At 60.5% G+C, this 23491-nt stretch carries 22 protein-coding genes and 6 pseudogenes (1 of these 28 running past the window's edge); 10 read left to right on the top strand and 18 right to left on the bottom strand.

Annotated features, from left to right (window positions below; genetic code table 11):
• Window positions 1-28 precede the first annotated feature (28 nt).
• From NMD14_19320 to NMD14_19310, 3 genes are all read left to right on the top strand, one after another.
• A complete protein-coding gene (locus NMD14_19320; GenBank protein XEI32799.1) occupies window positions 29-370 on the top strand; it encodes a DUF1971 domain-containing protein in 342 nt (113 codons plus the stop codon).
• Between the two features lie 133 nt (window positions 371-503).
• A complete protein-coding gene (locus NMD14_19315; GenBank protein XEI32798.1) occupies window positions 504-1721 on the top strand; it encodes a 4Fe-4S binding protein in 1218 nt (405 codons plus the stop codon).
• A gap of 308 nt (window positions 1722-2029) precedes the next feature.
• A complete protein-coding gene (locus NMD14_19310) occupies window positions 2030-2503 on the top strand; it encodes a DUF2846 domain-containing protein (protein XEI32797.1) in 474 nt (157 codons plus the stop codon).
• A gap of 84 nt (window positions 2504-2587) precedes the next feature.
• On the opposite strand, the gene NMD14_19305 is transcribed toward NMD14_19310, so the two are convergent.
• Together NMD14_19305 and NMD14_19300 are read right to left on the bottom strand one after the other, a co-directional pair.
• On the bottom strand, window positions 2588-2779 hold the full coding sequence (locus NMD14_19305; protein XEI32796.1) for a hypothetical protein: 192 nt from the start codon (window positions 2777-2779) through the stop codon (window positions 2588-2590).
• Between the two features lie 401 nt (window positions 2780-3180).
• The gene (locus tag NMD14_19300) at window positions 3181-3747 is read right to left on the bottom strand and encodes an NAD(P)H-dependent oxidoreductase (protein ID XEI32795.1); all 567 of its coding nucleotides are present in this window, start codon (window positions 3745-3747) and stop codon (window positions 3181-3183) included.
• A 126-nt stretch (window positions 3748-3873) separates the two neighbouring features.
• Here NMD14_19300 and NMD14_19295 point away from each other — a divergent pair, with 126 nt between their 5' ends.
• Entirely contained in the window at window positions 3874-4776 is a 903-nt protein-coding gene (locus tag NMD14_19295; protein ID XEI32794.1) for a LysR family transcriptional regulator, read from the top strand.
• A 604-nt stretch (window positions 4777-5380) separates the two neighbouring features.
• Here NMD14_19295 and glyS read toward each other — a convergent pair.
• Window positions 5381-7450, bottom strand: coding sequence for a glycine--tRNA ligase subunit beta (gene glyS, locus NMD14_19290; GenBank protein XEI32793.1), 2070 nt, complete (start codon window positions 7448-7450; stop codon window positions 5381-5383).
• Between the two features lie 9 nt (window positions 7451-7459).
• Window positions 7460-8389 carry a glycine--tRNA ligase subunit alpha gene (gene glyQ, locus NMD14_19285; protein ID XEI32792.1) on the bottom strand — a complete coding sequence of 310 codons (930 nt, stop codon included), beginning with the start codon at window positions 8387-8389 and terminating at the stop codon, window positions 7460-7462.
• A gap of 222 nt (window positions 8390-8611) precedes the next feature.
• Here glyQ and NMD14_19280 point away from each other — a divergent pair, with 222 nt between their 5' ends.
• A complete protein-coding gene (locus NMD14_19280; GenBank protein ID XEI32791.1) occupies window positions 8612-9184 on the top strand; it encodes a DNA-3-methyladenine glycosylase I in 573 nt (190 codons plus the stop codon).
• Between the two features lie 173 nt (window positions 9185-9357).
• Window positions 9358-10014 carry an OmpA family lipoprotein gene (locus NMD14_19275; protein XEI32790.1) on the top strand — a complete coding sequence of 219 codons (657 nt, stop codon included), beginning with the start codon at window positions 9358-9360 and terminating at the stop codon, window positions 10012-10014.
• A 144-nt stretch (window positions 10015-10158) separates the two neighbouring features.
• Here the strand turns inward: NMD14_19275 and NMD14_19270 are convergent.
• The 8 genes and pseudogenes from NMD14_19270 to NMD14_19235 form a co-directional block, all read right to left on the bottom strand.
• Window positions 10159-10248: pseudogene (locus NMD14_19270) on the bottom strand (endoribonuclease L-PSP).
• Between the two features lie 28 nt (window positions 10249-10276).
• Window positions 10277-10366 (bottom strand): annotated as a pseudogene (locus tag NMD14_19265) (endoribonuclease L-PSP).
• A gap of 28 nt (window positions 10367-10394) precedes the next feature.
• A pseudogene (locus tag NMD14_19260) lies at window positions 10395-10484 on the bottom strand (endoribonuclease L-PSP).
• A gap of 28 nt (window positions 10485-10512) precedes the next feature.
• A pseudogene (locus NMD14_19255) lies at window positions 10513-10602 on the bottom strand (endoribonuclease L-PSP).
• 28 nt (window positions 10603-10630) lie between these two features.
• Entirely contained in the window at window positions 10631-10978 is a 348-nt protein-coding gene (locus tag NMD14_19250; GenBank protein XEI32789.1) for a RidA family protein, read from the bottom strand.
• A gap of 20 nt (window positions 10979-10998) precedes the next feature.
• Entirely contained in the window at window positions 10999-11244 is a 246-nt protein-coding gene (gene tusA / locus NMD14_19245; GenBank protein ID XEI32788.1) for a sulfurtransferase TusA, read from the bottom strand.
• Window positions 11245-11285: 41 nt separating this feature from the next.
• A pseudogene (locus NMD14_19240) lies at window positions 11286-11354 on the bottom strand (sulfurtransferase TusA).
• 17 nt (window positions 11355-11371) lie between these two features.
• Window positions 11372-11464, bottom strand: a pseudogene (locus tag NMD14_19235) (sulfurtransferase TusA).
• Between the two features lie 169 nt (window positions 11465-11633).
• Here NMD14_19235 and NMD14_19230 point away from each other — a divergent pair.
• Window positions 11634-11825 (top strand): hypothetical protein, encoded by a 192-nt coding sequence (locus NMD14_19230; GenBank protein XEI32787.1) that lies wholly within the window; start codon window positions 11634-11636, stop codon window positions 11823-11825.
• Window positions 11826-11900: 75 nt separating this feature from the next.
• On the opposite strand, the gene NMD14_19225 is transcribed toward NMD14_19230, so the two are convergent.
• The 6 genes from NMD14_19225 to NMD14_19200 all read right to left on the bottom strand — a co-directional run bounded on the left by NMD14_19225 (window position 11901) and on the right by NMD14_19200 (window position 21060).
• Entirely contained in the window at window positions 11901-13139 is a 1239-nt protein-coding gene (locus tag NMD14_19225) for an ABC transporter substrate-binding protein (protein XEI32786.1), read from the bottom strand.
• Between the two features lie 4 nt (window positions 13140-13143).
• Window positions 13144-14589, bottom strand: a complete 1446-nt coding sequence (locus NMD14_19220; protein ID XEI32785.1) for an ATP-binding protein — start codon at window positions 14587-14589, stop codon at window positions 13144-13146.
• Window positions 14586-15308 (bottom strand): response regulator transcription factor, encoded by a 723-nt coding sequence (locus NMD14_19215; protein XEI32784.1) that lies wholly within the window; start codon window positions 15306-15308, stop codon window positions 14586-14588. The genes NMD14_19220 and NMD14_19215 overlap by 4 nt, the downstream gene beginning before the upstream one ends.
• Window positions 15309-15585: 277 nt before the next feature.
• Window positions 15586-16749, bottom strand: coding sequence for an acetyl-CoA C-acyltransferase FadA (gene fadA, locus NMD14_19210; GenBank protein ID XEI32783.1), 1164 nt, complete (start codon window positions 16747-16749; stop codon window positions 15586-15588).
• 21 nt (window positions 16750-16770) lie between these two features.
• On the bottom strand, window positions 16771-18918 hold the full coding sequence (fadB, locus tag NMD14_19205; GenBank protein ID XEI32782.1) for a fatty acid oxidation complex subunit alpha FadB: 2148 nt from the start codon (window positions 18916-18918) through the stop codon (window positions 16771-16773).
• Between the two features lie 204 nt (window positions 18919-19122).
• Window positions 19123-21060: an acetoacetate--CoA ligase gene (locus tag NMD14_19200; GenBank protein XEI32781.1), complete on the bottom strand. Its 1938-nt coding sequence runs from the start codon at window positions 21058-21060 to the stop codon at window positions 19123-19125.
• A 190-nt stretch (window positions 21061-21250) separates the two neighbouring features.
• On the opposite strand from NMD14_19200, the gene pepQ reads away from it, so the two are divergent.
• The 3 genes in view from pepQ to NMD14_19185 are tightly spaced (at most 36 nt apart) and all read left to right on the top strand, a layout consistent with a single transcriptional unit that may run on beyond the window.
• The gene (gene pepQ, locus NMD14_19195) at window positions 21251-22573 is read left to right on the top strand and encodes a Xaa-Pro dipeptidase (GenBank protein XEI32780.1); all 1323 of its coding nucleotides are present in this window, start codon (window positions 21251-21253) and stop codon (window positions 22571-22573) included.
• Window positions 22573-23190, top strand: a complete 618-nt coding sequence (locus tag NMD14_19190) for a YigZ family protein (protein ID XEI32779.1) — start codon at window positions 22573-22575, stop codon at window positions 23188-23190. Before pepQ ends, NMD14_19190 begins: the two co-directional genes overlap by 1 nt.
• Before the next feature lie 36 nt (window positions 23191-23226).
• Window positions 23227-23491: the start of a TrkH family potassium uptake protein gene (locus NMD14_19185; protein ID XEI32778.1), read on the top strand. The gene runs 1193 nt beyond the window's last position; the window shows 265 of its 1458 coding nt (coding positions 1-265); it begins with the start codon at window positions 23227-23229; its stop codon lies beyond the right edge, outside the window.

Raw genomic sequence — 23491 nt, 5'->3', positions numbered from 1 at the left:
TTGACCCGGCCCCTTGAGGAGAACTGATATGTCCATGCAACTTATTCCGTCTCACTGGGTCGTGCGTCGTTCCACACCCTTCTTTACCCGCGAGAATGTGCCGCAGGCGTTGCTCAGCCACCACAACACCGCGGCCGGGGTGTTCGGCCAGCTCTGCGTGATGGAGGGCACCGTCACCTATCACGGCTTTGCCGACGAGCAGGCCGAAGAGCCGGAGCTGAGCCTGGTGATCCGGGCCGGGGAGTTTGCCACCAGCCCGCCCCAGTACTGGCACAGGGTCGAGCTGTCGGAGAATGCCCGCTTCAACATCCACTTCTGGGCCGAGCAGGCCGAGTCGGACCAGCCGCTGTTCAACAGCCGCAAGGCATAAGGCGCCGTCTTCGCAAAGAGGGCCCCACCGGGAGCATGGGTTGCCGATGCCCCTCTGCCCATGCAGATCAAAATAATCAATTCAAATGTCCGTTATCCTTGCCGCGAGTTTTGGATGAAGCGATGAGGGAAACATGAGCGTGATCGAAGCCGTGACCATGGCCGCCGGCCTGGCCTATCTGGTGCTGCTGGCGTGGCAGGCGCGATCGGGTTGGCAGTGGCGTCTTGCCCTCGGCCTGCTGCTCATGCTCTGGTTGCTGGCGGCGGACAGCCTGCTCTGGCTCGGCATGGGGCTGGTGGCCTTTGCGCTTGCCCTCTGGCACCTGCGGCGGCCGCTGCCGATCCTCGGGGAACTCGACAGCCAGTGGCTGCGGGCGCGCACGCGCCTGCTGCTGTTGTTCTGCTGGGGGCTGGTGACGCTGCAGTATGGCCTGCATGTCTGGCAGCTAGGGTTGGGGATGAGCCCCTGGCTGGTGCGCCCGGACGTGGTGGATGGCTTCCTGCCCATCGCCGGCGGGCTCGGGCTGCGGGCCTGGCTTGGGCAGGGGCTGGTGGATCCGCACCATCCGGCGGCCACCATCACGGTGCTGGTGCTCAGTCTGTCGGCCCTGCTGCTGGGGCGGGCGTTCTGCGCCTGGTTCTGCCCGCTCGGGCTGGTGGGGGAGTGGCTGCACAGCCTGCGTAGCCGATGGCTGGTGGGGGAGTGGACGCCGCCGCGCTGGCTCGATGTCGTGTTGCGCGGCCAGAAGTTTCTGGTGCTCGCTTTCTTGCTGTTTATCGTACTGATCGCAGTGCCAAGCGCCGCCCTGCCCGGCTACTTCACCAGTCCCTACCATCAGGCGGCGGATATGAAGATGGGGGCCTTCTTCTTCAACCTGACCCTGATCTCGGGCCTCTGCCTTGGCTGGGTGCTGCTGCTCACCGCCAGCTTCCGGCAAGGATTCTGCCGCTACCTCTGTCCCTACGGCGCCTGGCTCGCCCTGCTCGGCCTATTGACGGCGCTGCGCATTCGCCGTGACCCGGCCCGTTGCCTGCGCAGTGCGGGCCACGACTGCGACAAGTGCAGCCGGGCCTGCCCGTCGCGTATCCAGGTGCACCAGCTCATCGCGGTGCGCAGTCTCGAGTGCACCAGTTGCCTGAGCTGCGTGGCCGCCTGCCCCAAGCGGGCCGATGCACTGCAGCTCGGTACGCAGGGGCGCCGGCTCGCTCCCCGCCAGCTGCTGGGGCTGCTCTGCCTGTTGCTGCTGGTACTGCCGCTGCTCGCTTACGGCCTGCTGGGTATCTGGGTCAGCCAGACGCCGCTGGCGGTGCGCGCCCACCTGCTGCAACTGCTGCCGCAACTGACCCATTGAGCGCCAAGGAGCCCGTTGCTGGCAGATCTGTCGGTTCGATTAGCGCAGCGTAGCCGGACGATCGAGAGGCTGTTGTTCCGGCTGTTCCCGCGAGTCTGCGGCGGCCAGCCGGAGGGGGACATTGGGGTGGCCATTATGATGAGAGGCTCTGTGTAAGCGAGCGTCCGATTACGTCTGACGGTTAATCGAACGGGCTGTACATGTGCTGGTGATGGTTGGATTCATATGCTCTAATCCGCTGTTGTCAGAGATAAATCATTAATTATTAAACATAAATTTTAGGCTCAATATTGCACGGAGAATTCCCCATGATTTTAAAAAAACTGGCTCTGGTATCCACGATATTGGGCACATTGTTGTTGGCAGGCTGTGCCAGCGTTCCGATGGAAAGTGCCCAGGAGAATGCCAAGTTAAAGAGCTTCCCGGCACCGCAAAGCAACATGGCGGGGCTGTATATCTATCGAGACAGCTTTGTTGGCAAGGCACTGAAGAAAAATGTCTATGTTGACTCCGAGTGCGTAGGTGAAACCGCTGATCGCACCTTCTTCTACAAGCAAGTCGCGGGTGGCAAGAACCACGAGGTTTCCACTGAATCCGAGTTCTCTGACAACAAACTCGCCATCTTTACCGAACCGGGCAAAAACTACTTTGTCCGTCAGTACATCAAGATGGGTGTCTTTGTCGGTGGTGCCAATCTGGAAGCGGTCTCTGAAGATGAGGGCAAGCGTGTGATCTCCAAAGTAAAAGTACAGCTTGCGAAGTCGGGGATTTGCAGTCAGTAAGCTTGCCACTGTGGCTTAATCAAAGGGGCACCGTCTGGTGCCCTTCTTGCTTTGTGGCGGTTGTCTGCAATCCTGCGAGGGTGGTCAGAGGTTGGTAAAATCCAGCTCGGGCAGTGACGCAAAGCCGGGTTTGGCAAACAGATAACCCTGCATTAGCCGCACCCCCAGCTCGCTCAGGCAAGCCATTTCACGACGGGTTTCGATGTCCTCGGCCAGCATATTGAGGTCCGAGTAACCGGCGCCAACGTCATCGATCGCCGTCTTGAAGTCGAGCACCTGATAGTGATCGATGATATCGCGATGTCGGTTCGATTAGCGCAGCGTAATCGGACGATCGAGAGGCTTTGGTTGTTGCCGTGCAACAGAGGCGGCCAGCCGGAGGGGAAATTCGGCTGGCCGTTATGGCGGGAGAATCCATTTACGCGAACGTCCGATTACGCCTGACGGCTAATCGAACCTACGGGCTGCACCGGGACCGTGGTGACCTTGTCGGTGGCCTGCGCACCGGCAGCCATGGTTACGGCCAGCAGGGCGGCCTAGATTACTCGTTTCATCTTTTTACCTTGTGAAGGGGCCCTGTCACCTTGGCAGAGCCGCCCCGACAAGATATGCCCAAATCGGCGGGCTGCCTGTCCGGGCCGTTCTTCCGCCGCCGTGAGGGGCGACCGTTCCCCTGTTCAGTTCACCTGCTGCAACTCCCGGATGACGGCGATCAGTCGGCTGGCATGGTCGCGAGCGCGAGCCTCGACCAGCTCCAGGGTGTTGTAGACCTCGGGGATATAGACCATGCCGTGGCTCCAGATCGGTGGCTCATAGGGCATGCCGGTCAGGTAGGCCAGCTGCTCGAGGGGTTTGAGCAGCTCGGGAATGGTGAAGTGGTTGTAACCGAGTGGGCGATAGGACTCCTGCGGTCCGCCCACGGTCAGGGAGATCAGTAGTGGCTTGCCCTTGAGCTTATCCCCCTCCGGCCCGAAGGCGAAGTTGAAGGTCAGCACCTCGTCGATCCACTTTTTCAGCAGCGCCGGCACCGAATACCAGTAAAAGGGGAACTGCAGTACCAGAATATCGGCCTCCAGCAGGGCCTGCTGCTCGGCCGCCACGTCGATGCGAGTATCGGGGTAGCGTTGGTCGAGGCGCCGCACCCGGAGGCCGTCGATGGCTTCCTCCAGCTCGCCGAGGATGACCCGGTTAGTAAAAGAGTGAGACAGGTCGGGATGACCGGAAATGACCAGCACCTTGCTCATGGCATGTTCTCCTGTGAAAGCCGTATTGGATGGATTGGCCCCACTATAAGGGGGAGGGCTGTTTATTTTTAGACGAGATTTGGCAAAATGATTGTTAGCTATTAACTAACAAAAGTGGCCATCACTATGAAAGGATCCACCTTCCACTGTCTGATGATTTTTCACTGCATCGTGCAGGAAGGGTCGATCCGAGGTGCTGCTCGCCGGCTCGAGATGTCGGCCCCGACCGTGAGTCTGGCGCTCAAACAGCTGGAGCAGATCGTGGGGCTGGCGCTGTTTCGGCGTACCACCCGCAGCATGGAGCTGACCGAGGCGGGGCAACAGCTGCATGACCAGACCGGTCACGCCATGGCGACCCTCGATGGTGCACTGGAGCTGGTGGGTCAACATGGTCGCGCCCCTGCCGGCAAGGTGCGCATGACCCTGCCTCGCTACGTGTTCCAGACCTTTTTGCAGCCGCTTTATGCCGGTTTTTGCCACCAATACCCGGAGATAGAGTTGGAGTTGCACCTCTCGGATGCCACGGTCGACATACTGCGGGAGGGGATCGACCTCGGCATTCGCTCTGGTGATCGGGTCGACGAGGGCATGGTGGCGCGCCCATTGAGCGGCTCCCTGCGCGAGGCTCTGTTTGCCTCGCCCGACTACCTGGCCCGGCACGGTATGCCGACGACGCCGATGCAGCTAAGCGCACATCGACTGATCCGCTACCGCTTCACCACCTCTAACCGCCTGTCCGCACTGCGGCTGGCCCTCGATGACAATACGCCGGCCCCGGAGATGGGCACGGCGCTTATCGTCAACGACACCGACGCCATGATCGATGCCGCCAAACAGGGGCTGGGTATCGGCAAGATGATCGAGCCGGTGGCGGCTCCCCAACTTGCCGCCGGCACCCTGATACCTGTGCTGGAGCCCTGGTGGGTGACCCATCCCGGCCTGTACCTCTACTACCGACGGGAAAGCGCCAAGACCGGCCGGGTTCGCGCCCTGATCGACTACCTGCTGACCCATCGGTTGCTGCCATAACGCCGGCGCGGTATCCATCGCATGCAAGTATTTCATGTAGGTTCTATCTGCGCAGCGTCATCGGACGATCGAGAGGCTTTGGTTGTTGCCGTGCAACAGAGGCGGCCAGCCGGAGGTGAAATTTTGGCTGGCCGTTATGGCGGGAGAGTCCATTTACGCGATCGTCCGATTACGCCTAACGGCTAATCGAACCTACGGGCTGCCCTGCTCATAATTCTTTTCCCATGAAATCACCACCGCATTGCCCGCGTCGGGGCCGCCACTGGCCGATTTGATATAGCCGGCATGCACATCGGTCAACATGACCCGATCAAGACACTGCACGTCGACCAGTAAGTGGCCAAGGCACTGGTAGATAACATCAGGGTGGACAAGGCGGCCAACATAACGAACTTCTGTTTCATTATCATTCTACACATCTCCATTTGTGTGTTTTAGGGAAACGCGTCATTTCCAAAGATAGTGTGCAACTCGCACAATCCGGAGTATGTGGTAATTAATTTCCGGTAGAACATACATGCCATCAGTCGATACCATGTATCTCTCGTAACAAAACAAACGGCGCCTGACGGCGCCGTTTTTAATATCACTTACTCAACCCTAATCACTGCAGCAGGGAGATATCCGCGACTTGCAGGAACAGGTTGCGCAGGTTGTTCAGCAGCGCCAGACGGTTGGCCTTGAGGGCCTCGTCGTCGGCCATCACCATGACTTCGTTGAAGAAGGTATCGACCGGCTCGCGCAGGGCGGCCAGACGGGTGAGGGCAGCCTGATAGTCACCGGCGGCGAACAGCGGGGCCAGTTCGGCTTGCAGTTCGGCAACCTGGGTGGCCAGCGCCTTCTCGGCGGCATCGACCAGCAGTTCCGGTTTGACGGCAGTCGGCAACTCGCCTTCGACCTTGGCCAGAATGTTGCTCACGCGCTTGTTGGCGGCAGCCAGTGCCAGTGCGGCATCCAGCGTGCGGAAGTGGCTGACGGCCTTGACGCGGCGATCGAAGTCGAGCGGACGGGTCGGGCGGCGGGCCAGTACGGCCAGCACTACGTCGGCACCGATGCCTTCGTCCTGATAGGCGGCGCGGAAGCGGCCCAGCATAAAGTCGACCACGTCGGTGACGACGGTTTTGTTGGTAAGCTTGTCGCCGTAGACGCGTACCGCTTCTTCAACCAGTTCAACCAGATCCAGATCCAACTGCTTCTCGGTCATGATGCGCAGGGCACCGATGGCGGCGCGACGCAGGGCGAACGGGTCCTTGTCACCCTTCGGCAGCATGCCGATGCCGAAGATACCGGCCAGAGTGTCGAACTTGTCGGCCAGCGCGACGGCGCAGGCAACCAGACCGGACGGCAGGGCATCGCCGGCAAAGCGCGGCATGTACTGCTCGTTGAGGGCCACGGCCACCGCTTCGTCTTCGCCATCGTGACGGGCGTAGTGCATCCCCATGACACCCTGGGTGTCGGTGAACTCGCCGACCATGTTGGTCATCAGATCACACTTGGAGAGCAGACCGGCACGCTTGGCCTGAGCCACGTCGGCGCCGATACGCTCGGCGATAAAGCCGGCGACGGTCTCGATGCGCTCGACCTTGGCCTTGACGGTGCCGAGCTGTTGCTGGAACAGCACGGTTTCAAGGCGCGGCAGGCGGGAGGCCAGGGTCTGCTTGAGGTCGGTCTTGAAGAAGAACTCGGCGTCAGAGAGACGGGGGCGAACCACCTTCTCGTTGCCGCTGATGATCTGGCTCGGGTCTTTGGACTCGATGTTGGTGACGAAGATGAACTTCGGCAGCAGCTTGCCGTTCTTGTCGTAGACCGGGAAGTACTTCTGGTCACCCTTCATGGTGTGAACCAGCGCTTCAGCCGGAACGGCCAGGAACTTCTCTTCGAAGTTGGCGGTCAGCACCACCGGCCACTCGACCAGTGCGGTCACTTCTTCCAGCAGGGCATCGTCCAGATCGGCCACGCCACCGAAGGCGGCAGCGGCCGCCTCGGCGTCAGCCTTGATCTTGGCCTTGCGCGCCATAAAGTCGGCTACTACCTTGCCCTTTTCCAGCAGGATCTGCGGGTACTGGCTGGCGTTGTCGATGGTGATCTCGCTCTCGCCCATAAAGCGGTGGCCGCGGATGGTGCGGGCAGAGTCGATACCTAGGATGTGGGCGGGCACCAGATCCCCATCCAGCAGCAGGGTCACGGTGAAGACCGGACGCACGAACTGGATGGTCTTGTCGCCCCAGCGCATCATCTTCGGGATCGGCAGCTTGGCCAGTGCAGAGGCTACCAGCTCGCCCAGCAGATCTTTGGCCGGACGGCCTTCAACCTTGGCGGTGTGAACCAGCCACTCGCCCTTGTCGGTGACCAGACGCTCGGCCTGCTCAACGGTGATGCCGTTGCCACGGGCCCAGCCTTCGGCAGCCTTGGTCGGCTTGCCTTCGGCATCGAACGCCTGAGACACGGCCGGGCCGCGCTTCTCGACGCTCTTGCTAGGCTGTTCGCCAGCCAGCTCGCTCACCTTGAGGGCCAGACGGCGCGGTGAGGCAAACCACTCGACGTCGCCGAAGGCCAGATCGGCCTTGGTCAGTTCGCTTTTGAGGTTGTCGGCAAAGGCTTCGGCCAGGGAGCGCAGGGCTTTGGGCGGCAGCTCAGCAGTACCGATCTCTACCAGAAATGTATGTTGTGCCATGTCCGTTCCTTAACCTTGCTTGTTCTCGTTGCTGCCGCGTTGGCACATCGGGAAGCCCAGCGCTTCGCGGGAGGCGTAGTATGCCTCTGCCACGGCCTTGGTCAGGGTGCGAATGCGCAGGATGTAGCGCTGACGCTCGGTGACCGAGATGGCCTTGCGGGCATCCAGCAGGTTGAAGGAGTGAGCGGCTTTGAGGATGCGCTCGTAGGCAGGCAGCGGCAGCGGTTTTTCCAGTGCCAGCAGGTGCTGGGCTTCCTTCTCGTACTGCTCGAAGCAGTGGAACAGAAACTCCACGTCGGCGTGTTCGAAGTTGTAGGTGGATTGCTCCACTTCGTTCTGGTGGAACACATCGCCGTAGGTGGTCTTGCCCAGCGGGCCGTCAGACCAGACCAGATCGTAGACGCTGTCTACGCCCTGAATGTACATGGCCAGACGCTCGAGACCGTAGGTGATCTCGCCGGTGACCGGCTTGCACTCTAGGCCGCCAACCTGCTGGAAGTAGGTGAACTGGGTCACTTCCATACCGTTCAGCCACACTTCCCAGCCCAAGCCCCAGGCCCCTAAGGTCGGGTTTTCCCAGTTGTCTTCCACGAAGCGGATGTCGTGGATTTCAGGATCCATACCCAGCTCTTTCAGGGAGCCCAGATAGAGTTCCTGAATGTTGTCGGGGGAAGGCTTGATGATCACCTGGAACTGGTAGTAGTGCTGCAGGCGGTTCGGGTTTTCACCGTAGCGGCCGTCGGTCGGACGGCGGGACGGTTGCACGTAGGCGCAGGCGATGGGCTCCGGGCCCAGGGCACGCAGACAGGTCATGGGGTGGGAAGTACCGGCACCCACTTCCATATCCAGCGGCTGAATGATGGTACAGCCCTGGCGGGACCAATAGTCCTGCAGCTGCAGGATCAGGCCCTGAAAGGTTTTGACATCGAATTTTTGCATAATTTTTTTCGCGCGAAGTGAAAATCAGAGCAAGATTTGCTGAATGTGAACCGAGGGAGTATACCGTCTGGCATGGTCGGATAATAGGCGAAATTGCAGCGGATTCACGGGATGGCACTGCGCCCTGGCTGGTCGGGCGGGATGTCCGGTACAGGATGTGAGCGATGCCGCCAGCAGAGTGGGCTGGGTCGGGGAAGCCGCTGAAATCATAAGGGAGAGGAAATGGAACTGCGCTGCGCCTGGGTGACCAGGGACCCGGAATACATTGAATACCATGACAAACAGTGGGGCAGGCCGGTCTATGACGCCCGCGAGCTGTTTGCCAAGCTCTGCCTCGACGGCCAGCAGGCGGGGCTGTCGTGGATCACCATCTTGAAGCGTACCGAGAGCTACTATCGCGCTTATGCCGACTTCGATCCGGTGCGCATCGTGCAGTTCGACGAGCAGGATGTGGAGAGATTGATGCAGGATAGCGGTATTATCCGCAACCGGCTCAAGGTGCAGTCGATCATCAGAAATGCCCGCGCCTATCTGGCGTTGCAGGAGCAGGGGATCGACTTCGCCGACTACCTGTGGGCCTTTGTCGGCGGCGCCCCCATCGTCAACCAGCGACAGGGCAACGGCGATATTCCGGCAACGTCGCCGGAGTCGGACGCCATGTCGAAAGCGCTCAAGAAGCTCGGCTTCAACTTCGTTGGCAGCACCATCTGTTACGCCTTTATGCAGGCGGTGGGGATGGTGAACGATCATCTGGTCAGCTGTCCTTGCCACAGCGAGTGTCAGTCACCGCGCTAATCTGGCCTTCATTGGCTGCGTTTGTCTCCACCGGCTTTCTCCTTTCGGCGGTTTTTGCGCAAATAACCGCCACTCTCGCCAACGGTTCAGGCCTACGTCAGACAATGGCGTTCCAGCGCGTTACAATCCGGCCCCCCGGCATGGTGCCGGATTGTTTTCACAGAGGTTTTTTCATGCGAGCCAAGATCCTGGTGCCTGCTCTGGCACTGACCGTTGCCCTGAGCGGCTGTACCATCAACCCCTACACCCGCGAATCCCAGACCTCCAAAGGTGCCTGGGGCGCGCTGGCCGGCGCCGCTGCCGGTGCAGCCGTGGGTGCGCTCTCCTCCAGCAAGGGTGATCGCAAGAAGGGTATTCTGACTGGTGTGGCTGCCGGCGCGGCACTGGGCGGCGGTATCGGCTACTACATGGACGTGCAGGAAGCCAAGCTGCGCGAGAAGCTGCAGGGCACTGGCGTCAACGTGACCCGCAATGGCAATGAGCTGATCCTCAACATGCCGAACAACGTCACCTTCGACAGCTCCAGCTCCCAGCTGAAAGCGGCCGGTGCCAACACCCTCTCCGGCGTCGCCATGGTGGTTGCCGAGTTCGACAAGACCCGCCTGAATGTGGTCGGTCACACCGACAGCACCGGTTCCCGCGATCTGAACATGAAGCTCTCCCGCGAGCGCGCCGATGCCGTTGCCGCCCAGCTGATTGGCCACGGTGTAGCTGGCAGCCGCATCTCCACCACCGGCGTGGGCCCGGATCAGCCGGTTGCCACCAACAGCACCGCCGCTGGCAAAGCCCAGAACCGCCGCGTGACCATTACCCTGACCCCGACCGCCTAACTCGTTCAGGTTTCGGTAACGAAAAGGCCCCGCCAGTGATGGCGGGGCCTTTCTATTGGCGCCGTGGCGAGCAATGGTGCCTTGTTGTTTGCTCCCTTCTCCCCTCGTGGGAGAAGGGGCGGGGATGAGGGGGATAACCGCCTCTTAGACCGCGGCAGTGAGCTGTACTTCGACCTTGTAGCCTTCGTGGGCCAGGCGGGCCTGAACACAGGCGCGAACCGGTGCGGTGTCGGCATCAGGGGAGCCAGGCATCCCGTTTTGCTTAGACAGCGGCAGTGAGCTGCACTTCGACCTTGTAGCCTTCGTGGGCCAGACGGGCCTGTACGCAGGCGCGAACTGGTGCGGTGTCGGCATTAGGGGAGCCAGGCATCCCGTTTTGCTTAGACAGCGGCAGTGAGCTGCACTTCGACCTTGTAGCCTTCGTGGGCCAGACAGGCCTGTACGCAGGCGCGGACTGGTGCGGTGTCGGCATCAGGGGAGCCAGGCATCCCGTTTTGCTTAGACAGCGGCAGTGAGCTGCACTTCGACCTTGTAGCCTTCGTGGGCCAGACGGGCCTGTACGCAGGCGCGAACCGGTGCGGTGTCGGCATCAGGGGAGCCAGGCATCCCGTTTTGCTTAGACAGCGGCAGTGAGCTGCACTTCGACCTTGTAGCCTTCGTGGGCCAGACGGGCCTGTACGCAGGCGCGAACCGGTGCGGTGCCAGCCGGGAGCCAGGCATCCCACTGCTCGTTGAAGGCCGCGATGTCCTGAATGTCTTTGAGATAGATGTTGGCCATCAGGATCTTGTCGATGCCGGAGCCGTTGGCTTCCAGCAGACGCTGCAGGTTCGCCAGCACTTCGCGGGTTTGCTGGTGGATGTCAGCCTCTTCGCTGACGGGCACTTCCACCACGTAGAGGGTGCCATTGTGGATGACCACGTCTGACCAACGCTGGGTGGTGCCGATTCGGGTAATGGTTGTCATGGCGTGCTCCGGTACGGGGCTTATTGACCCTTGCGGATCAGATAGCGGTAAGGGGCCTGCTCTGTCTCGCTGGCGACCAGGGTGTGATCCATAAAGCGGCAGAAACTGGGGATGTCGCGGGTGGTTGAAGGATCGTCGGCGCTGACCAGCAGGGTCTCGCCATCCGCCATCAGTCGCACTTTTTTGCGCACCATCATTACGGGTTCCGGGCAACGAAGCCCGATTGCGTCCAACTCATGGGTCGCATCGCAGAATAAATTACTCATTAATAATCAACCTTCAGCCGCACTTTCTTGCGAGCTATCGTCACGGGTTCCGGGCAACGAAGCCCGATTGCGTCCAACTCGTGGGTCGCATCGCAGAATAAATTACTCATTAATAATCAACCTTCAGCCGCACTTTCTTGCGAGCTATCGTCACGTTTTCCGGGCAACGAAGCCCGATTGCAACCAACTCGTGAGTTGCGCTGCAGAATAAATCACTCATCTGTTATCAATCATCAACCTATTCGGCTACCAATGATACTCAGGGCTAAAAAATAATCAAACAAACGACCCATCAACCAGCATATGTAACCAAAATGTTATTCGGCCCTATCCAGCTCGCGCCGGACGAGTAATATAAAAATTGAACCATATTCAACAAGGAGGTGAATATGCAGGTCTCCTACGGCAGATTACAGGCCTATGCAGGCATGGGGTTCTTGTCTTTCGCCATGATAGTGATGGGCAGCCCGATCGGGAATACCGGTACCTGGTTCGGCTCCATGGTGATGGTCGGGTTGGGACTCTGGATCGAGCTTAGCGATTACTATGACGAGGATGAGGACGAAAACGATCAATCCTGAATCAGGTGACGATTCAACAACAAAGGCGGAACAATTCCGCCTTTGTCATTTCAGCTGTTTGGCCATTTTCCCGGATCAGCGGGTCGAACGCATCGCCCGCTCCAGATGCAATGCCGTCTGCTCCGGGTTGGCTCTGGGGTCGTTAAAGAAGTTGCTCAGCACATCGAGGATCGCCTGCCGCATATTGGTCGGCGTCGCCATCCCTTCCGCCATGCTGGGCAGCAGGTTGTTCTGCTTTTCCGCCAGCAGGAAATCCTGATAGGAGCGCACGGCGCAGCGGTCGAACTTGCTCATATCGGGCCGGGTCAGCGCCGGGATCGACCCCTTCACCCGATTGAACTCCTCCTGGAATGTCGGCGTCATCAGCAGTTGGGCCAGATCGCCCTGGGCCTGTAGCTGGGCCGGATCCCGCTGTTTGAACATGGCGATGGAGTCGAGGTTGTAGCTGAACAGCCCGGCACTGCCCGGGCTCGGCAGGCAGGCGATATCCTCACCCGGCCTGTAGTTGCCTGCACTCAGCTCCCCCTTGACCCAGTCCCCCATTACCTGCATGGCGGCGCCACCGCTCTCCAGCAGATTGGTGGCCTGATGCCATTTCAGACCGGCGTATTTTTCCGGTACATAGGCGCGCAACTGCTGGAAGCGGGTCAGTACCCGCACCATGTCGGGACCGGTCAGGGTGGCGCTGTCCTGCTCCATAAAGGCTTTGCGGTAGAACGTCTTGCCGCCCTCACCGAGCGCCACTGTTTCAAACAGTACCGCCAGCTGCCAGGGCTCGTTGCCGATGGCGAGGGGGGTGATGCCCTGTTTTTTAAGCTTATCGGCGATGGTGACAAACTGGGCCCAGTCGTCGGGCGGGGCCAGCTTCTGCTGTTCGAACACCTTGCGGTTGAGCCACAGCCAGTTGACCCGGTGGATGCCGGTCGGCACCGCCATCAGGGCGCCATTCTGGCTGAGGGTGGCCCGCACCATGGGGGGCATCTTGGTGTACCAGCCGAGGTGATCGGCCATTGGGCTGAGATCGCGCAGAAAGCCGAGTCCGGCCCACTCCTTGAGCTCATAGCCCTTGAGATGGGCCGCTTCGGGCGGGTTGGCGGCCAGCGCCCGGCTCTTCAATACCGTCATGGCGCTCTTGCCGCCGCCGCCCTGCACCGCAAAGTCGTTCCACTGGTTGCCCTGGGCGATCCACTCCGCTTTAAGCACCTCCACTGCCCGGGCCTCGCCGCCCGAGGTCCACCAGTGCAACACCTCCACCTGGGAGGCGCACGCCGGTAGTGATAGCAGGGCGATGACAGAAAAAGACAACCACTTCATAAGGTTACTGCCTTGGTAGGGAGAGCGTGGCTTGCAGGCCACCTTGCGGACGGTTTTCCAGTACCAGATCGCCGCCGTGAGCGTGGGCAATATTGCGGGCGATGCCAAGGCCAAGGCCGGTTCCCGCCTGATCGGTGCTGAGCCGGTAGTAGGGCTCGAAGATGCGCTCGAACTGATCGTCTGGCAGGCCGGGGCCCTCGTCCATGATGAACAGGATCAGCATCTCCTTGTCATCCATGATGATGATGCGCACGCGCTGGCCGTACTTGATGCCGTTATCCACAAGATTGCCGATGCAGCGTTTGAGCGCCAGCAGCTTGCCGCGATAGGGCCATTTGCAGTGGCCTTCGATAGTCAGCCGCTCGTCGTGCAGGTTCATCGACTCCGCCATCTGCTCCAGCAGGGCGTTGATGTCGATCTCCTCGATATTCTCGTGAATGTCGGTCTCTTTGACCGTCTGCAGCGCCCCTTTCACCATCAGCTCCAGCTCGTCGAGATCTTTGTTGAACTTGCCGATCTGTACCTCGTCGTCGAGCAGTTCAACCCGCAGCCGCAGCCGGGTGATGGGGGTCTTGAGGTCGTGGGAGATGGAGCTGAACAGCCGCTCTCTATCGTCGATATAGCGGCGAATACGGTGCTGCATGATGTTGAAGGCGCGGGTGGCGGCCACGATTTCCGATGCGCCTTCCTCTTTGAGCGAAGGCTGGTCGATATCTTTTCCCAGACTGACTGCCGCCTTGGCGAGACGGCGCAGCGGGCGGGTCTGCCAGCGCACCAACATAAAGGTGAAGAAGCAGAGGAACACGGTCATCAGGGCGATGAAACGCACCTGATTACTCGGCATCACGGTGTCATCGAGGGTCATGTACGGGGCGGGCAGCAGGGCCGCCAGATAGAGCCACTCCCCCTTTTCGATTTCGATCTGGGTCACCAGTACTGGCGGATTGAGCGGCTCCAGCGACAGGGTATAGCGGGCCCAGGAGGAGGGGAGATCCGCCAGCAAGGTGTCGTTGTTGAAGACGTGCAGCTCTTCGGGCCGCGAGAAATCCACCTTGATTGCCATGGCATCGGAGAGCTTGCGGGTCAGCACCCCCTGCACTTCTTTCAGCACCAGCGTCTTGCGCTCGCTGTCGGGGATGGCGCTGATGTGGATCTCCTCTTCGTTGAGCGAGACGAAGAAGCGGCTGCCGCCCATGTTGCGCAGCTGATCCAGCGCGATATGGCGATACTGCAGCGGCAGGGATTTGAAGAAGTTGACGGTGGAGGCGGCGGAGAGCGCCAGGTTGCGGGTGGTGCTGATCATCCCCTCCAGCTCCCGCTTCTGGATCTGCTGCATCCAGATACCGGTCAGAATGGTCTGGGAGAGCAGGATAGCCAGCAGCAGCAGCAGGATCATCCGTGACAGCAGGGAGCGGGGCACCAGCGCCCCCCAGGACCACTTGTTGCTCATGGCAGCTCGTGCACCTCGGCAATCAGCATGTAGCCGCTACCGCGAATGGTCTTGATGATGCGCGGGCTCTTGCCGTTGTCACCCAGCTTCTGGCGCAGACGGCTGATCTGTACGTCGATGCCGCGCTCCATCGGCAGGCTTTCGCGGCCGCGGGTGGCATCGGAGATGGTATCCCGATCCAGCACCACGCCGGGCTGTTGCAGGAACATGCCGAGCAGCAGGGCATCGCTGCCGGAGAGATCCAGCAGGCTGCCATCGTCGTGGGTCAGCTGATGGCTCAGGGTGTCGAGGGTCCACTCGGCGAAGCGCAGGCGGCGGCTAGGTTCCTTCTCTTTTTCCGGCTGGCGGAATTCGGCGCGGCGCAGCAGCGCCTTGATGCGGGCCTGCAGTTCACGGGGGCTGAACGGCTTGGCGATATAGTCGTCAGCACCGAGTTCGAGGCCGATCACCCGATCCGCTTCGTCGGAGGCGGCGGTCAGCATGATGATGGGAACCTGAGAATCACGACGGATCTGCTGGCAGAGGGTAAAACCGTCCTCGCCGGGCATCATGATGTCCAGAATAATCAGGTCCGGGCTGTGCTGGGAGAGCTGCTGGCGCATCTCGTTGCCCTCCGCCGCCGTCAATACCTGAAAGCCCGCCCGGGTCAGGTACTCATTGAGCAGCTCGCGGATCTCTTGGTCGTCGTCGACGATCAGCAGTTGTTTGCTCATTGACATATGTATGTGCATCCACCCTTTTTTTGTGCAGATTGAACCTGTCGGGGGAGTAAAAAGCAAGCAAGCCCCCTATCTAATGTGAGGTTTAAGGCAATAACAGCCTATTGATAAGGTTAAAACGAAAAAAGGCCGACCCAAACGGGACGGCCAACAGACAGCTTCTGACCACTGACGAGCACCCCGTGTGGCGATCGTCACAGACTTGAAAAGGGGCCAGTCAGACTGGCCCCGAAAAGGGACAACTCTCAGTAGTGCATCCCGTCGATCCGGCTGGTTATCACACCCGTTCAAACACGGTGGCGATGCCCTGACCCAGACCTATACACATGGTGGCAACCCCCAAGGTGGCATCCTTCTCCTCCATCAGATTGATGAGGGTGGTGGAGATGCGGGCACCGGAGCAGCCAAGCGGGTGACCCAGCGCAATGGCGCCGCCGTTCAGGTTTACCTTGTCGTCCACCTGATCCTGCAGACCCAGATCCTTCACGCAAGGCAGCGACTGGGCGGCAAACGCCTCGTTCAGCTCGAACAGGTCGATATCACCAACAGTCAGGCCAGCACGTTTGAGCGCCTTCTGGGTGGCCGGCACCGGGCCGTAACCCATGATGGCGGCGTCACAGCCGGCGATGGCCATGGCACGTACCTTGGCGCGCGGCGTGAGGCCGAGGGCCTTGGCGCGATCCGCGCTCATCACCAGCATGGCGGCGGCGCCATCGGACAGGGCCGAGGAGCTACCAGCGGTGACGGTGCCGTTGACCGGGTCAAACACCGGGCGCAGCTGGCTCAGAGTTTCGACCGTAGTCTCCGGGCGGATCACTTCGTCGTAGTCGTAGAAGAAGCGGGCGCCGCTGGCGTCATGGCCTTCCAGCCCGACGATCTCCTTGGCAAAACGTCCTTCCACGGTGGCCGCATGGGAGCGGCGATGGGAGCGGGCGGCAAACTCATCCTGCTGCGATCGGCTGATGCCGTGCAGCTTGCCGAGCATTTCGGCAGTCAGCCCCATCATGCCGGAGGCTTTCGCCACCGACTTGGCCATGCCGGGGTGGAAGTCAACGCCGTGGCTCATCGGCACGTGGCCCATGTGCTCGACGCCGCCGATGATGAAGATATCCCCATCACCTACCTGAATGGCGCGGGAAGCATCGTGCAGCGCCTGCATGCTGGAGCCGCACAGACGGTTGACGGTGACCGCCCCCACCTGCTTCGGAATGCCGGCCAGCAAGGCGGCGTTGCGGGCGATGTTGAAACCCTGCTCCAGGGTCTGCTGCACGCAGCCCCAGTAGATATCCTCGATCTCGTTCGGGTCGAGGTTGGGGTTGCGCAGCAGGATGGATTTCATCAGGTGCGCGGACAGATCTTCTGCACGCACGTTGCGGAAGGCGCCGCCCTTGGACCGGCCCATCGGGGTCCGGATACAGTCGACAATGACTACGTCTTTCATGAATGGATCTCCTTTCCGCAATCAGTAGAAGGTTTTGCCCTGGGCGGCCATCTCGCGCAGCTTGTCGCTGACGCGGTAGAGCGGGCCCAAGTCGGCATACTGGTCGGCCATGGCCACGTAGCGATCCAGACCGATAGTGTCCAGATAGCGGAACACGCCGCCGCGGAAGGGAGGGAAGCCCAGACCGTAGACCAGCGCGATGTCGGCTTCGGCTGGGGTGGCAACAATGCCCTCTTCCAGACAGAGCACCACCTCGTTGATCATCGGGATCATCATGCGAGCAATGATGGCTTCCTTGTCGAAATCCTGCTTCGGCTTGGCAATCGGGGCCAGCAGCTCGTAAGCAGCGGCATCAGCCACCTTCTTCGGCTTGCCCTTCTTGTCCTGCTCATAGGCGTAGAAGCCCTTGCCGTTCTTCTGACCGAAGCGGTTCACTTCGTACATCACGTCGATGGCGGTGCGACCTTCCTTGCTCATGCGAGCCGGGAAGCCCTGCGCCATCACATCACCGGCATGGTGACCGGTGTCGATGCCGACCACGTCCAACAGATAGGCGGGGCCCATCGGCCAGCCGAACTCCTTCTCCATCACCTTATCGACGGCGGCGAAGTCGGCGCCATCGGCGACCAGCTTGTTGAAGCCGAAGAAGTAGGGGAACAGCACCCGGTTGACGAAGAAGCCCGGGCAGTCGTTGACCACCACCGGGGACTTGCCCATGGCGGCGGCATAGGCCACCACGCGGTTGATGGTTTCATCGGAGGTCTGCTCGCCGCGGATGATCTCCACCAGCGGCATACGGTGTACCGGGTTGAAGAAGTGCATGCCGCAGAAGTTCTGCGGGCGCTTCAGTCCCTTGGCCAGCAGGGAGATGGGAATGGTGGAGGTGTTGCTGGCGAGCACGGCGTCTTCGCCAATGATCCCTTCCACTTCGCCCAGCACGGCGGCTTTCACTTTCGGGTTTTCGACCACGGCTTCGACCACCACATCCACATGCTTGACGTTGTCATAGCTGAGAGTCGGGGTGATGGCGGAGAGCACCTGGCCCATCTTGATGCCGTCGATGCGGCCTTTTTCGAGCTGGCCGTTAAGCAGCTTGGTGGCTTCACCCATGCCAAGTGCCAGCGCCTTCTCGTTGATGTCTTTCATCACCGCCGGAATGCCCTTGCTGGCAGACTGGTAGGCGATGCCACCGCCCATGATGCCGGCACCCAGTACGGCGGCATGGCCGGTGGCCTTACTTGCCTGCTTGGCTGCCTTCTTGGCCAGCGCCTTGATGTGTTGATCGTTGAGGAAGATACCGACCAGCGCCTTGGCGACATCGGTCTTGGCCAGCTTGATAAAGCCTTGTGCCTCGACGTTGAGCGCCTCGTCACGGCCCATACCTGCGGCGGCCTCGACGGTTTTCACCGCAGTCATCGGCGCCGGGTAATGTTTGCCCGCCACGGCGGCAACCATGCCGGCGGCGGTGGTGAAGCTTATCATGGCTTCCAGTTTGGAGAGGCGCAGCGGGGCTTTTTTGGCGGCGCGACGGCTCTGCCAGTCCAGCTTGCCCGCGATGGCGTCTTTGATCATCTGCACGGCAGCGCTGTGCAGCACATCGGGGGCGACCACGGCATCGATGGCCCCCACCTTGAGGGCGTCATCGGCACGGACATCCTTGCCGGTGGTGATCCACTCCAGCGCATTGTCGGCACCGATCACTCGCGGCAGACGGACGGTGCCGCCAAAGCCCGGCATGATGCCGAGTTTGGTCTCGGGCAGGCCAATCTTGGCGCTGGTGTCGGCCAGACGGAAGTCGGTGGAGAGGATGGTCTCGCAGCCGCCGCCCAGGGCGTGGCCCTTGATGGCGGAGAGGGTCGGCACCGGCAGATCTTCGATGGCGTTGAAGATGTCGTTGGCCTTTTTCAGCCAGCCGAGCAGATCTTCTTGCGGCAGATCGAACAGTTCCAGGAATTCGGTAATGTCGGCACCGACGATAAAGGCGTCTTTGCCGGAGGTGAGGATCAGACCTTTTAGTTCACGTTCTTGTTGTAATGCGGCGATCGCTTCGCTCAGGGAGAGCAGGGTAGCGCGATCCAGCTTGTTGACTGAACCCGGGGCATCAAACCTCAGCTCGGCAATGCCGTTTTCGAGGTAGCTGACCGACAGGGTTTCGCCTTGGTAGATCATGAGAGTGTCTCCTTGTTCCCACTCGGTGGGGGGTGTTGCTCCTTTATCCCCAGCAGGGGGCGAGGCTCACTATTGATCCAAAAGGAGACATTTTCAACACCTATTTAAAACATTTGTTTAACAGTTCTCGAGTGAAAGCTCCTCATCACAAAACGGGCAAAAGAGAGGCGCCTTGCGGCGCCTCGGATGACTGTGAGCTTTTTATCAACTGGCCAGTTCCGGCCGGTTGCGATACTGGTTCAGCACCTCGGGATCGGCGAGGGCATGGGTGTTGTTGACCGGCCGGTTGTGCACCACCTCCCGCACCGCCAGTTCGACGATCTTGCCGGACTTGGTACGGGGGATGGCATCCACCTGCAGGATGCGGGCGGGCACATGGCGGGCGGTGCAGTGTTGCTTTATTTGCTGGCGGATCCGCTCGCGCAGCGGCTCGTCCAGCTTGCAACCCGCCTTGAGTTTGACGAACAGCACCACCCGCTCGTCCTGTTGCCACTGCTGGCCGATAACGATGCTCTCTTCCACCTCGTCCAGTTGTTCAACATAGCGATAGATCTCGCTGGTGCCGATGCGCACGCCGCCCGGGTTGAGGGTGGCGTCGGAGCGGCCGTAGAACAGAATGCCACCGGTCGGGGTCAGCTCGATCCAGTCGCCGTGGCACCAGATGTTGTCGAACCGCTCGAAGTAGGCTGCGTGGTACTTGTCGCCATTCTCGTCGCCCCAGAAGTAGATGGGCTGGGCTGGGAACGGCTTGGTGCAGACCAGCTCGCCCTTCTCCCCCTGCACCGGCTGGCCCGCTTCGTTGAATACCTGCACCGCGAGGCCGAGGCCGCGCCCCTGACTCTCGCCGCGATAGACCGGGCTGAGGGGGTTGCCGATGACGAAGCAGGAGCAGATATCGGTGCCACCTGAGATGGAGCTGAGCTGCACATCCTGCTTGATCTGCTGATAAACGTAGTCAAATCCCTCCGGCGACAGCACGGAGCCGGTACTGCAGATCAGCCGCAAGTGCGGCAAGTCGTGGGTCTTGATGGGGGCATAAGCCTGCTTGTGCAGCGCATCGAGATACTTGGCCGAGGTACCGAACAAGCTGACTTGCTCGTCGCGGGCCAGATCCCACAACACGTTGCCGTCCGGGTAAAACGGCGAGCCGTCGTAGAGCACCAGGGTGGCGCCGGAGGCGAGGGCGCTCACCAGCCAGTTCCACATCATCCAGCCACAGGTGGTGAAGTAGAAGATCCGCTCCCCCGGTTTGATGTCGCAGTGCAGCTGATGCTCTTTCAGATGTTGCAGCAGGGTGCCGCCGATGCCGTGTACGATGCACTTGGGTTTGCCGGTGGTGCCTGACGAATAGAGGATGTAGAGCGGATCGTTGAAGGCCATCGACTCGAAGGCGAGCTGGGCACCCTGGTGGCTCGCCAGCAGTTGTTGCCAGTCGTGGCCAAGCTGCAGCGGGTTGCCGAGCAGGGGGATCATCACCGTCTGTTCTATGCTGCTTAACTGGCTCACCACGCTGGCGACCTTCTGCTGAATGTCGATCTCCTTGCCGTTGTAGTGATAACCATCCACCGCGAACAGCACTCGAGGCCGGGTCTGGCCGAAACGCTCCACCACGCTGGCTTCACCGAAGTCGGGGCTGGTGGAGGTCCAGATCGCCCCGAGGCTGCTGGTTGCCAGCATGGCAACGACAGTTTCCGGAATATTGGGCAGATAGGCCGCCACCACATCGCCACGACCAATCCCCTGATGGCGCAGCCACTGAGCCAGCCGGGCAACCTGATCACTCAATTCACGCCAGCTAAGGGTGCGGCTTGGGCTCCCTTCGATGCGGGAGATGATGGCCGGGCTCTCGTCCTGGCGGCGCAGCAGGTTCTCGGCGAAGTTGAGGCGGCTGTCGGGGAACCAGCGGGTGCGCTGCATATCCTGACGGTTCTCCGCCACTATGTTGCCGAGCTCGCCCTTGACGCCGCAGTGTTGCCATACCAGCGGCCAGAAACGGGTGGTCTTCTCCACCGACCATTGGTAAAGCTGCGGGTAATTCTGCAACTGCAAGCCGTGGAAACGGTTCACCTCCGCCATAAAACGGTAGAGGTTGGATTGCTGCATCCTGAGCGGATCCGGTTGCCACAGGCAGAGGTTGTCCATGAGTAATCCCTGACTTCATGTATCTACCGGCAGTGTATTGAATTGTTTTCTATTTGTTAATGATTGGTTCTTGTTTGATAACAGACAGGTTGTAACGCATGCGTTACCTCACGAAGCGGCAGCTTGACGGGTCGAGCCGCTCCGAGCTTGATGTTATGCTGCTATCACATTCACCTCGGAGCAGGACGCCATGAGCAGCTACAGCCAACTTTTTGCCCAGCACCTCGATACCTTGCAGCAGCGCACCCGCGACATTCTGCAACAACAGGGGCTCAGCGGACTGGCCATTCACTCCGGCCAGACCCACCGCATCTTCCTCGATGATCAGGATTACTCGTTCAAGGTAAACCCGCACTTCAAGGCCTGGTTGCCGGTGCTGGACAACCCCCACTGCTGGCTGCTGGTGGACGGGGTGAACAAACCGGTATTGCTGTTCTACCGCCCGGTCGATTTCTGGCACAAGGTGGCGGATCTGCCCAATGCCTTCTGGGTCGAGTTCTTCGATATCCGTTTCCTGACGAGGCCGGAGCAGGTGGCCGAGCATCTGCCTGCCAACAAGCAGGAGTGGGCCTATCTGGGCGGCCATCTGGACGTGGCCGAGCTGCTGGGGCTGACCCAGCCCAATCCCGAGGCGGTGCTCAACTACCTGCACTATCACCGCGCCTACAAGACCCCCTACGAGCTGGAGTGTCTGCGCGAGGCGAACCGCATCGGGGTGCGCGGCCATATCGCTGCCAAGGACTCCTTTATGGCTGGGGCAAGCGAGTTCGAGATCAATCTGGCCTACATGAAGGCGGTCGGGCAGGGGGCGAATGAGGCGCCCTACGGCAATATCGTTGCCATCAACCGCAATGCAGCCATCCTGCACTACACCCATTTGTCCGCCTTGCGGGTGCCCGATGCGGAACGCCACTCCTTCCTGATCGATGCTGGCGTCGATTTTCACGGTTATGCCTCCGATATCACTCGTACCTGGGCGTGGCGGCGCGGCGAGTTTGCCGATCTGATTGCTGCCCTCGACGAGCAGCAGCAGGAGATCATCAAGGAGATCAAGCCGGGTCGCCGCTACAGCGAGCTGCATCTGCAGATGCACCACAAGCTGGCGCGCCTGCTGCAAGCGACCGAGCTGGTGGACATGTCGGTTGACGAGATGATCAACACCGGGGTGACCAACGTCTTCTTCCCCCACGGCCTCGGCCATTTCCTCGGTCTGCAGGTACACGATGCCGGTGGTTTCATGCAGGATGAGCGCGGCACCCATCTGGCGGCGCCCGAGCTGTTCCCCTATCTGCGCTGCACCCGGGTGATGGAGGTGGATCAGGTGTTCACCATCGAGCCGGGGCTCTACTTTATCGACAGCCTGCTGGAGCCGCTGCGCCGCGGCGAACAGGGCAAACGGGTCAACTGGAACAAGGTGGAGGCACTGCGGCCGTTTGGTGGCATCCGCATCGAAGACAATATCGTGCTGCATGCCAACGGGGTGGAGAACATGACCAGACAAGCAGGGCTCTGATGGCAGCAGCGTACTCCATTCCGGCCGCCCCGCTGGAGTTGACCGAAGAGATAAAGAAGAGCCGCTTCATTACCCTGATTGCCCACACCCCGACTGTCGAGGCGGCCAAGGGGTGGGTCAACGAGATCAAGCGCCAACATCCGACCGCTCGCCACCACTGCTGGGCTTTTGTGGCTGGCGCACCGCAAGATAGCCAGGTCTATGGCTTCAGCGATGATGGCGAACCGTCCGGTACCGCGGGCAAGCCGATCCTGGCCCAGCTAATGGGTTCGGGGATCGGTGAAATCTGTGCCGTGGTGGTGCGTTACTACGGCGGCATCCAGCTTGGCACCGGTGGACTGGTCAAAGCTTATGGGGGCGGTGTCGGTGCCGCCCTCAAGCAATTGCCAACCCTGCTCAAGGTGCCGCGCACTCCCTCTCTCATTCACTGCGATTATGGTGACATGGGGACAGTCGAGTCGCTGATCAGTAGCCATAATGGCGAATTGCTGGCGGCGGATTACGGTCAGCAGGTCACCTTGCAGGTGGCGTGGGAGTCCTCGGTTTGGGCTCAGGTGGACCGTGAATTGACCGACCGGACTCATGGGCGGGTATCCCTCAGTCCCTTAGATGGCTAGAATCCATCGCTCTTTAATTGGGGAAAGGGGGCTGTAATGCACATCCTGAGCATTATTCGCATTGTTGGCCTGCTGGTTGCGCTGTTCAGCTCGACCATGCTGTTGCCTGCACTGGTGGCCTTTGGCTATCGGGATGGTGGGGGTGCCGAGTTTGTCAGCTCTTTTCTGATCGCCCTGCTGCTCGGCGTGGTGCTCTGGTTTCCCAATCGCTATCACAAGAAGGAGATGCGCTCGAAAGAGGGCTTCCTCATCGTGGTGCTGTTCTGGACCGTACTGGGCAGTGTGGGGGCGGTGCCCTTCA

The organism is Aeromonas veronii (assembly GCA_041319085.1).
Lineage (GTDB): Bacteria > Pseudomonadota > Gammaproteobacteria > Enterobacterales > Aeromonadaceae > Aeromonas > Aeromonas veronii_F.
Note: the sequence above shows the minus strand (reverse complement) of the source record. Positions and strands in the feature narration are given on the sequence as shown.

Coding starts and splice junctions, on each gene's coding strand:
- glyS (XEI32793.1), bottom strand. CDS start 7,450: ATGGCACAACATACATTTCTGGTAGAGATCGGTACTGCTGAGCTGCCG.
- NMD14_19295 (XEI32794.1), top strand. CDS start 3,874: ATGAAAGGATCCACCTTCCACTGTCTGATGATTTTTCACTGCATCGTG.
- NMD14_19315 (XEI32798.1), top strand. CDS start 504: ATGAGCGTGATCGAAGCCGTGACCATGGCCGCCGGCCTGGCCTATCTG.
- NMD14_19190 (XEI32779.1), top strand. CDS start 22,573: ATGGCAGCAGCGTACTCCATTCCGGCCGCCCCGCTGGAGTTGACCGAA.
- NMD14_19230 (XEI32787.1), top strand. CDS start 11,634: ATGCAGGTCTCCTACGGCAGATTACAGGCCTATGCAGGCATGGGGTTC.
- pepQ (XEI32780.1), top strand. CDS start 21,251: ATGAGCAGCTACAGCCAACTTTTTGCCCAGCACCTCGATACCTTGCAG.
- NMD14_19280 (XEI32791.1), top strand. CDS start 8,612: ATGGAACTGCGCTGCGCCTGGGTGACCAGGGACCCGGAATACATTGAA.
- tusA (XEI32788.1), bottom strand. CDS start 11,244: ATGAGTAATTTATTCTGCGATGCGACCCATGAGTTGGACGCAATCGGG.
- NMD14_19225 (XEI32786.1), bottom strand. CDS start 13,139: ATGAAGTGGTTGTCTTTTTCTGTCATCGCCCTGCTATCACTACCGGCG.
- NMD14_19320 (XEI32799.1), top strand. CDS start 29: ATGTCCATGCAACTTATTCCGTCTCACTGGGTCGTGCGTCGTTCCACA.
- NMD14_19300 (XEI32795.1), bottom strand. CDS start 3,747: ATGAGCAAGGTGCTGGTCATTTCCGGTCATCCCGACCTGTCTCACTCT.
- NMD14_19250 (XEI32789.1), bottom strand. CDS start 10,978: ATGACAACCATTACCCGAATCGGCACCACCCAGCGTTGGTCAGACGTG.
- NMD14_19220 (XEI32785.1), bottom strand. CDS start 14,589: ATGAGCAACAAGTGGTCCTGGGGGGCGCTGGTGCCCCGCTCCCTGCTG.
- fadA (XEI32783.1), bottom strand. CDS start 16,749: ATGAAAGACGTAGTCATTGTCGACTGTATCCGGACCCCGATGGGCCGG.
- glyQ (XEI32792.1), bottom strand. CDS start 8,389: ATGCAAAAATTCGATGTCAAAACCTTTCAGGGCCTGATCCTGCAGCTG.
- NMD14_19275 (XEI32790.1), top strand. CDS start 9,358: ATGCGAGCCAAGATCCTGGTGCCTGCTCTGGCACTGACCGTTGCCCTG.
- fadB (XEI32782.1), bottom strand. CDS start 18,918: ATGATCTACCAAGGCGAAACCCTGTCGGTCAGCTACCTCGAAAACGGC.
- NMD14_19200 (XEI32781.1), bottom strand. CDS start 21,060: ATGGACAACCTCTGCCTGTGGCAACCGGATCCGCTCAGGATGCAGCAA.
- NMD14_19215 (XEI32784.1), bottom strand. CDS start 15,308: ATGTCAATGAGCAAACAACTGCTGATCGTCGACGACGACCAAGAGATC.
- NMD14_19310 (XEI32797.1), top strand. CDS start 2,030: ATGATTTTAAAAAAACTGGCTCTGGTATCCACGATATTGGGCACATTG.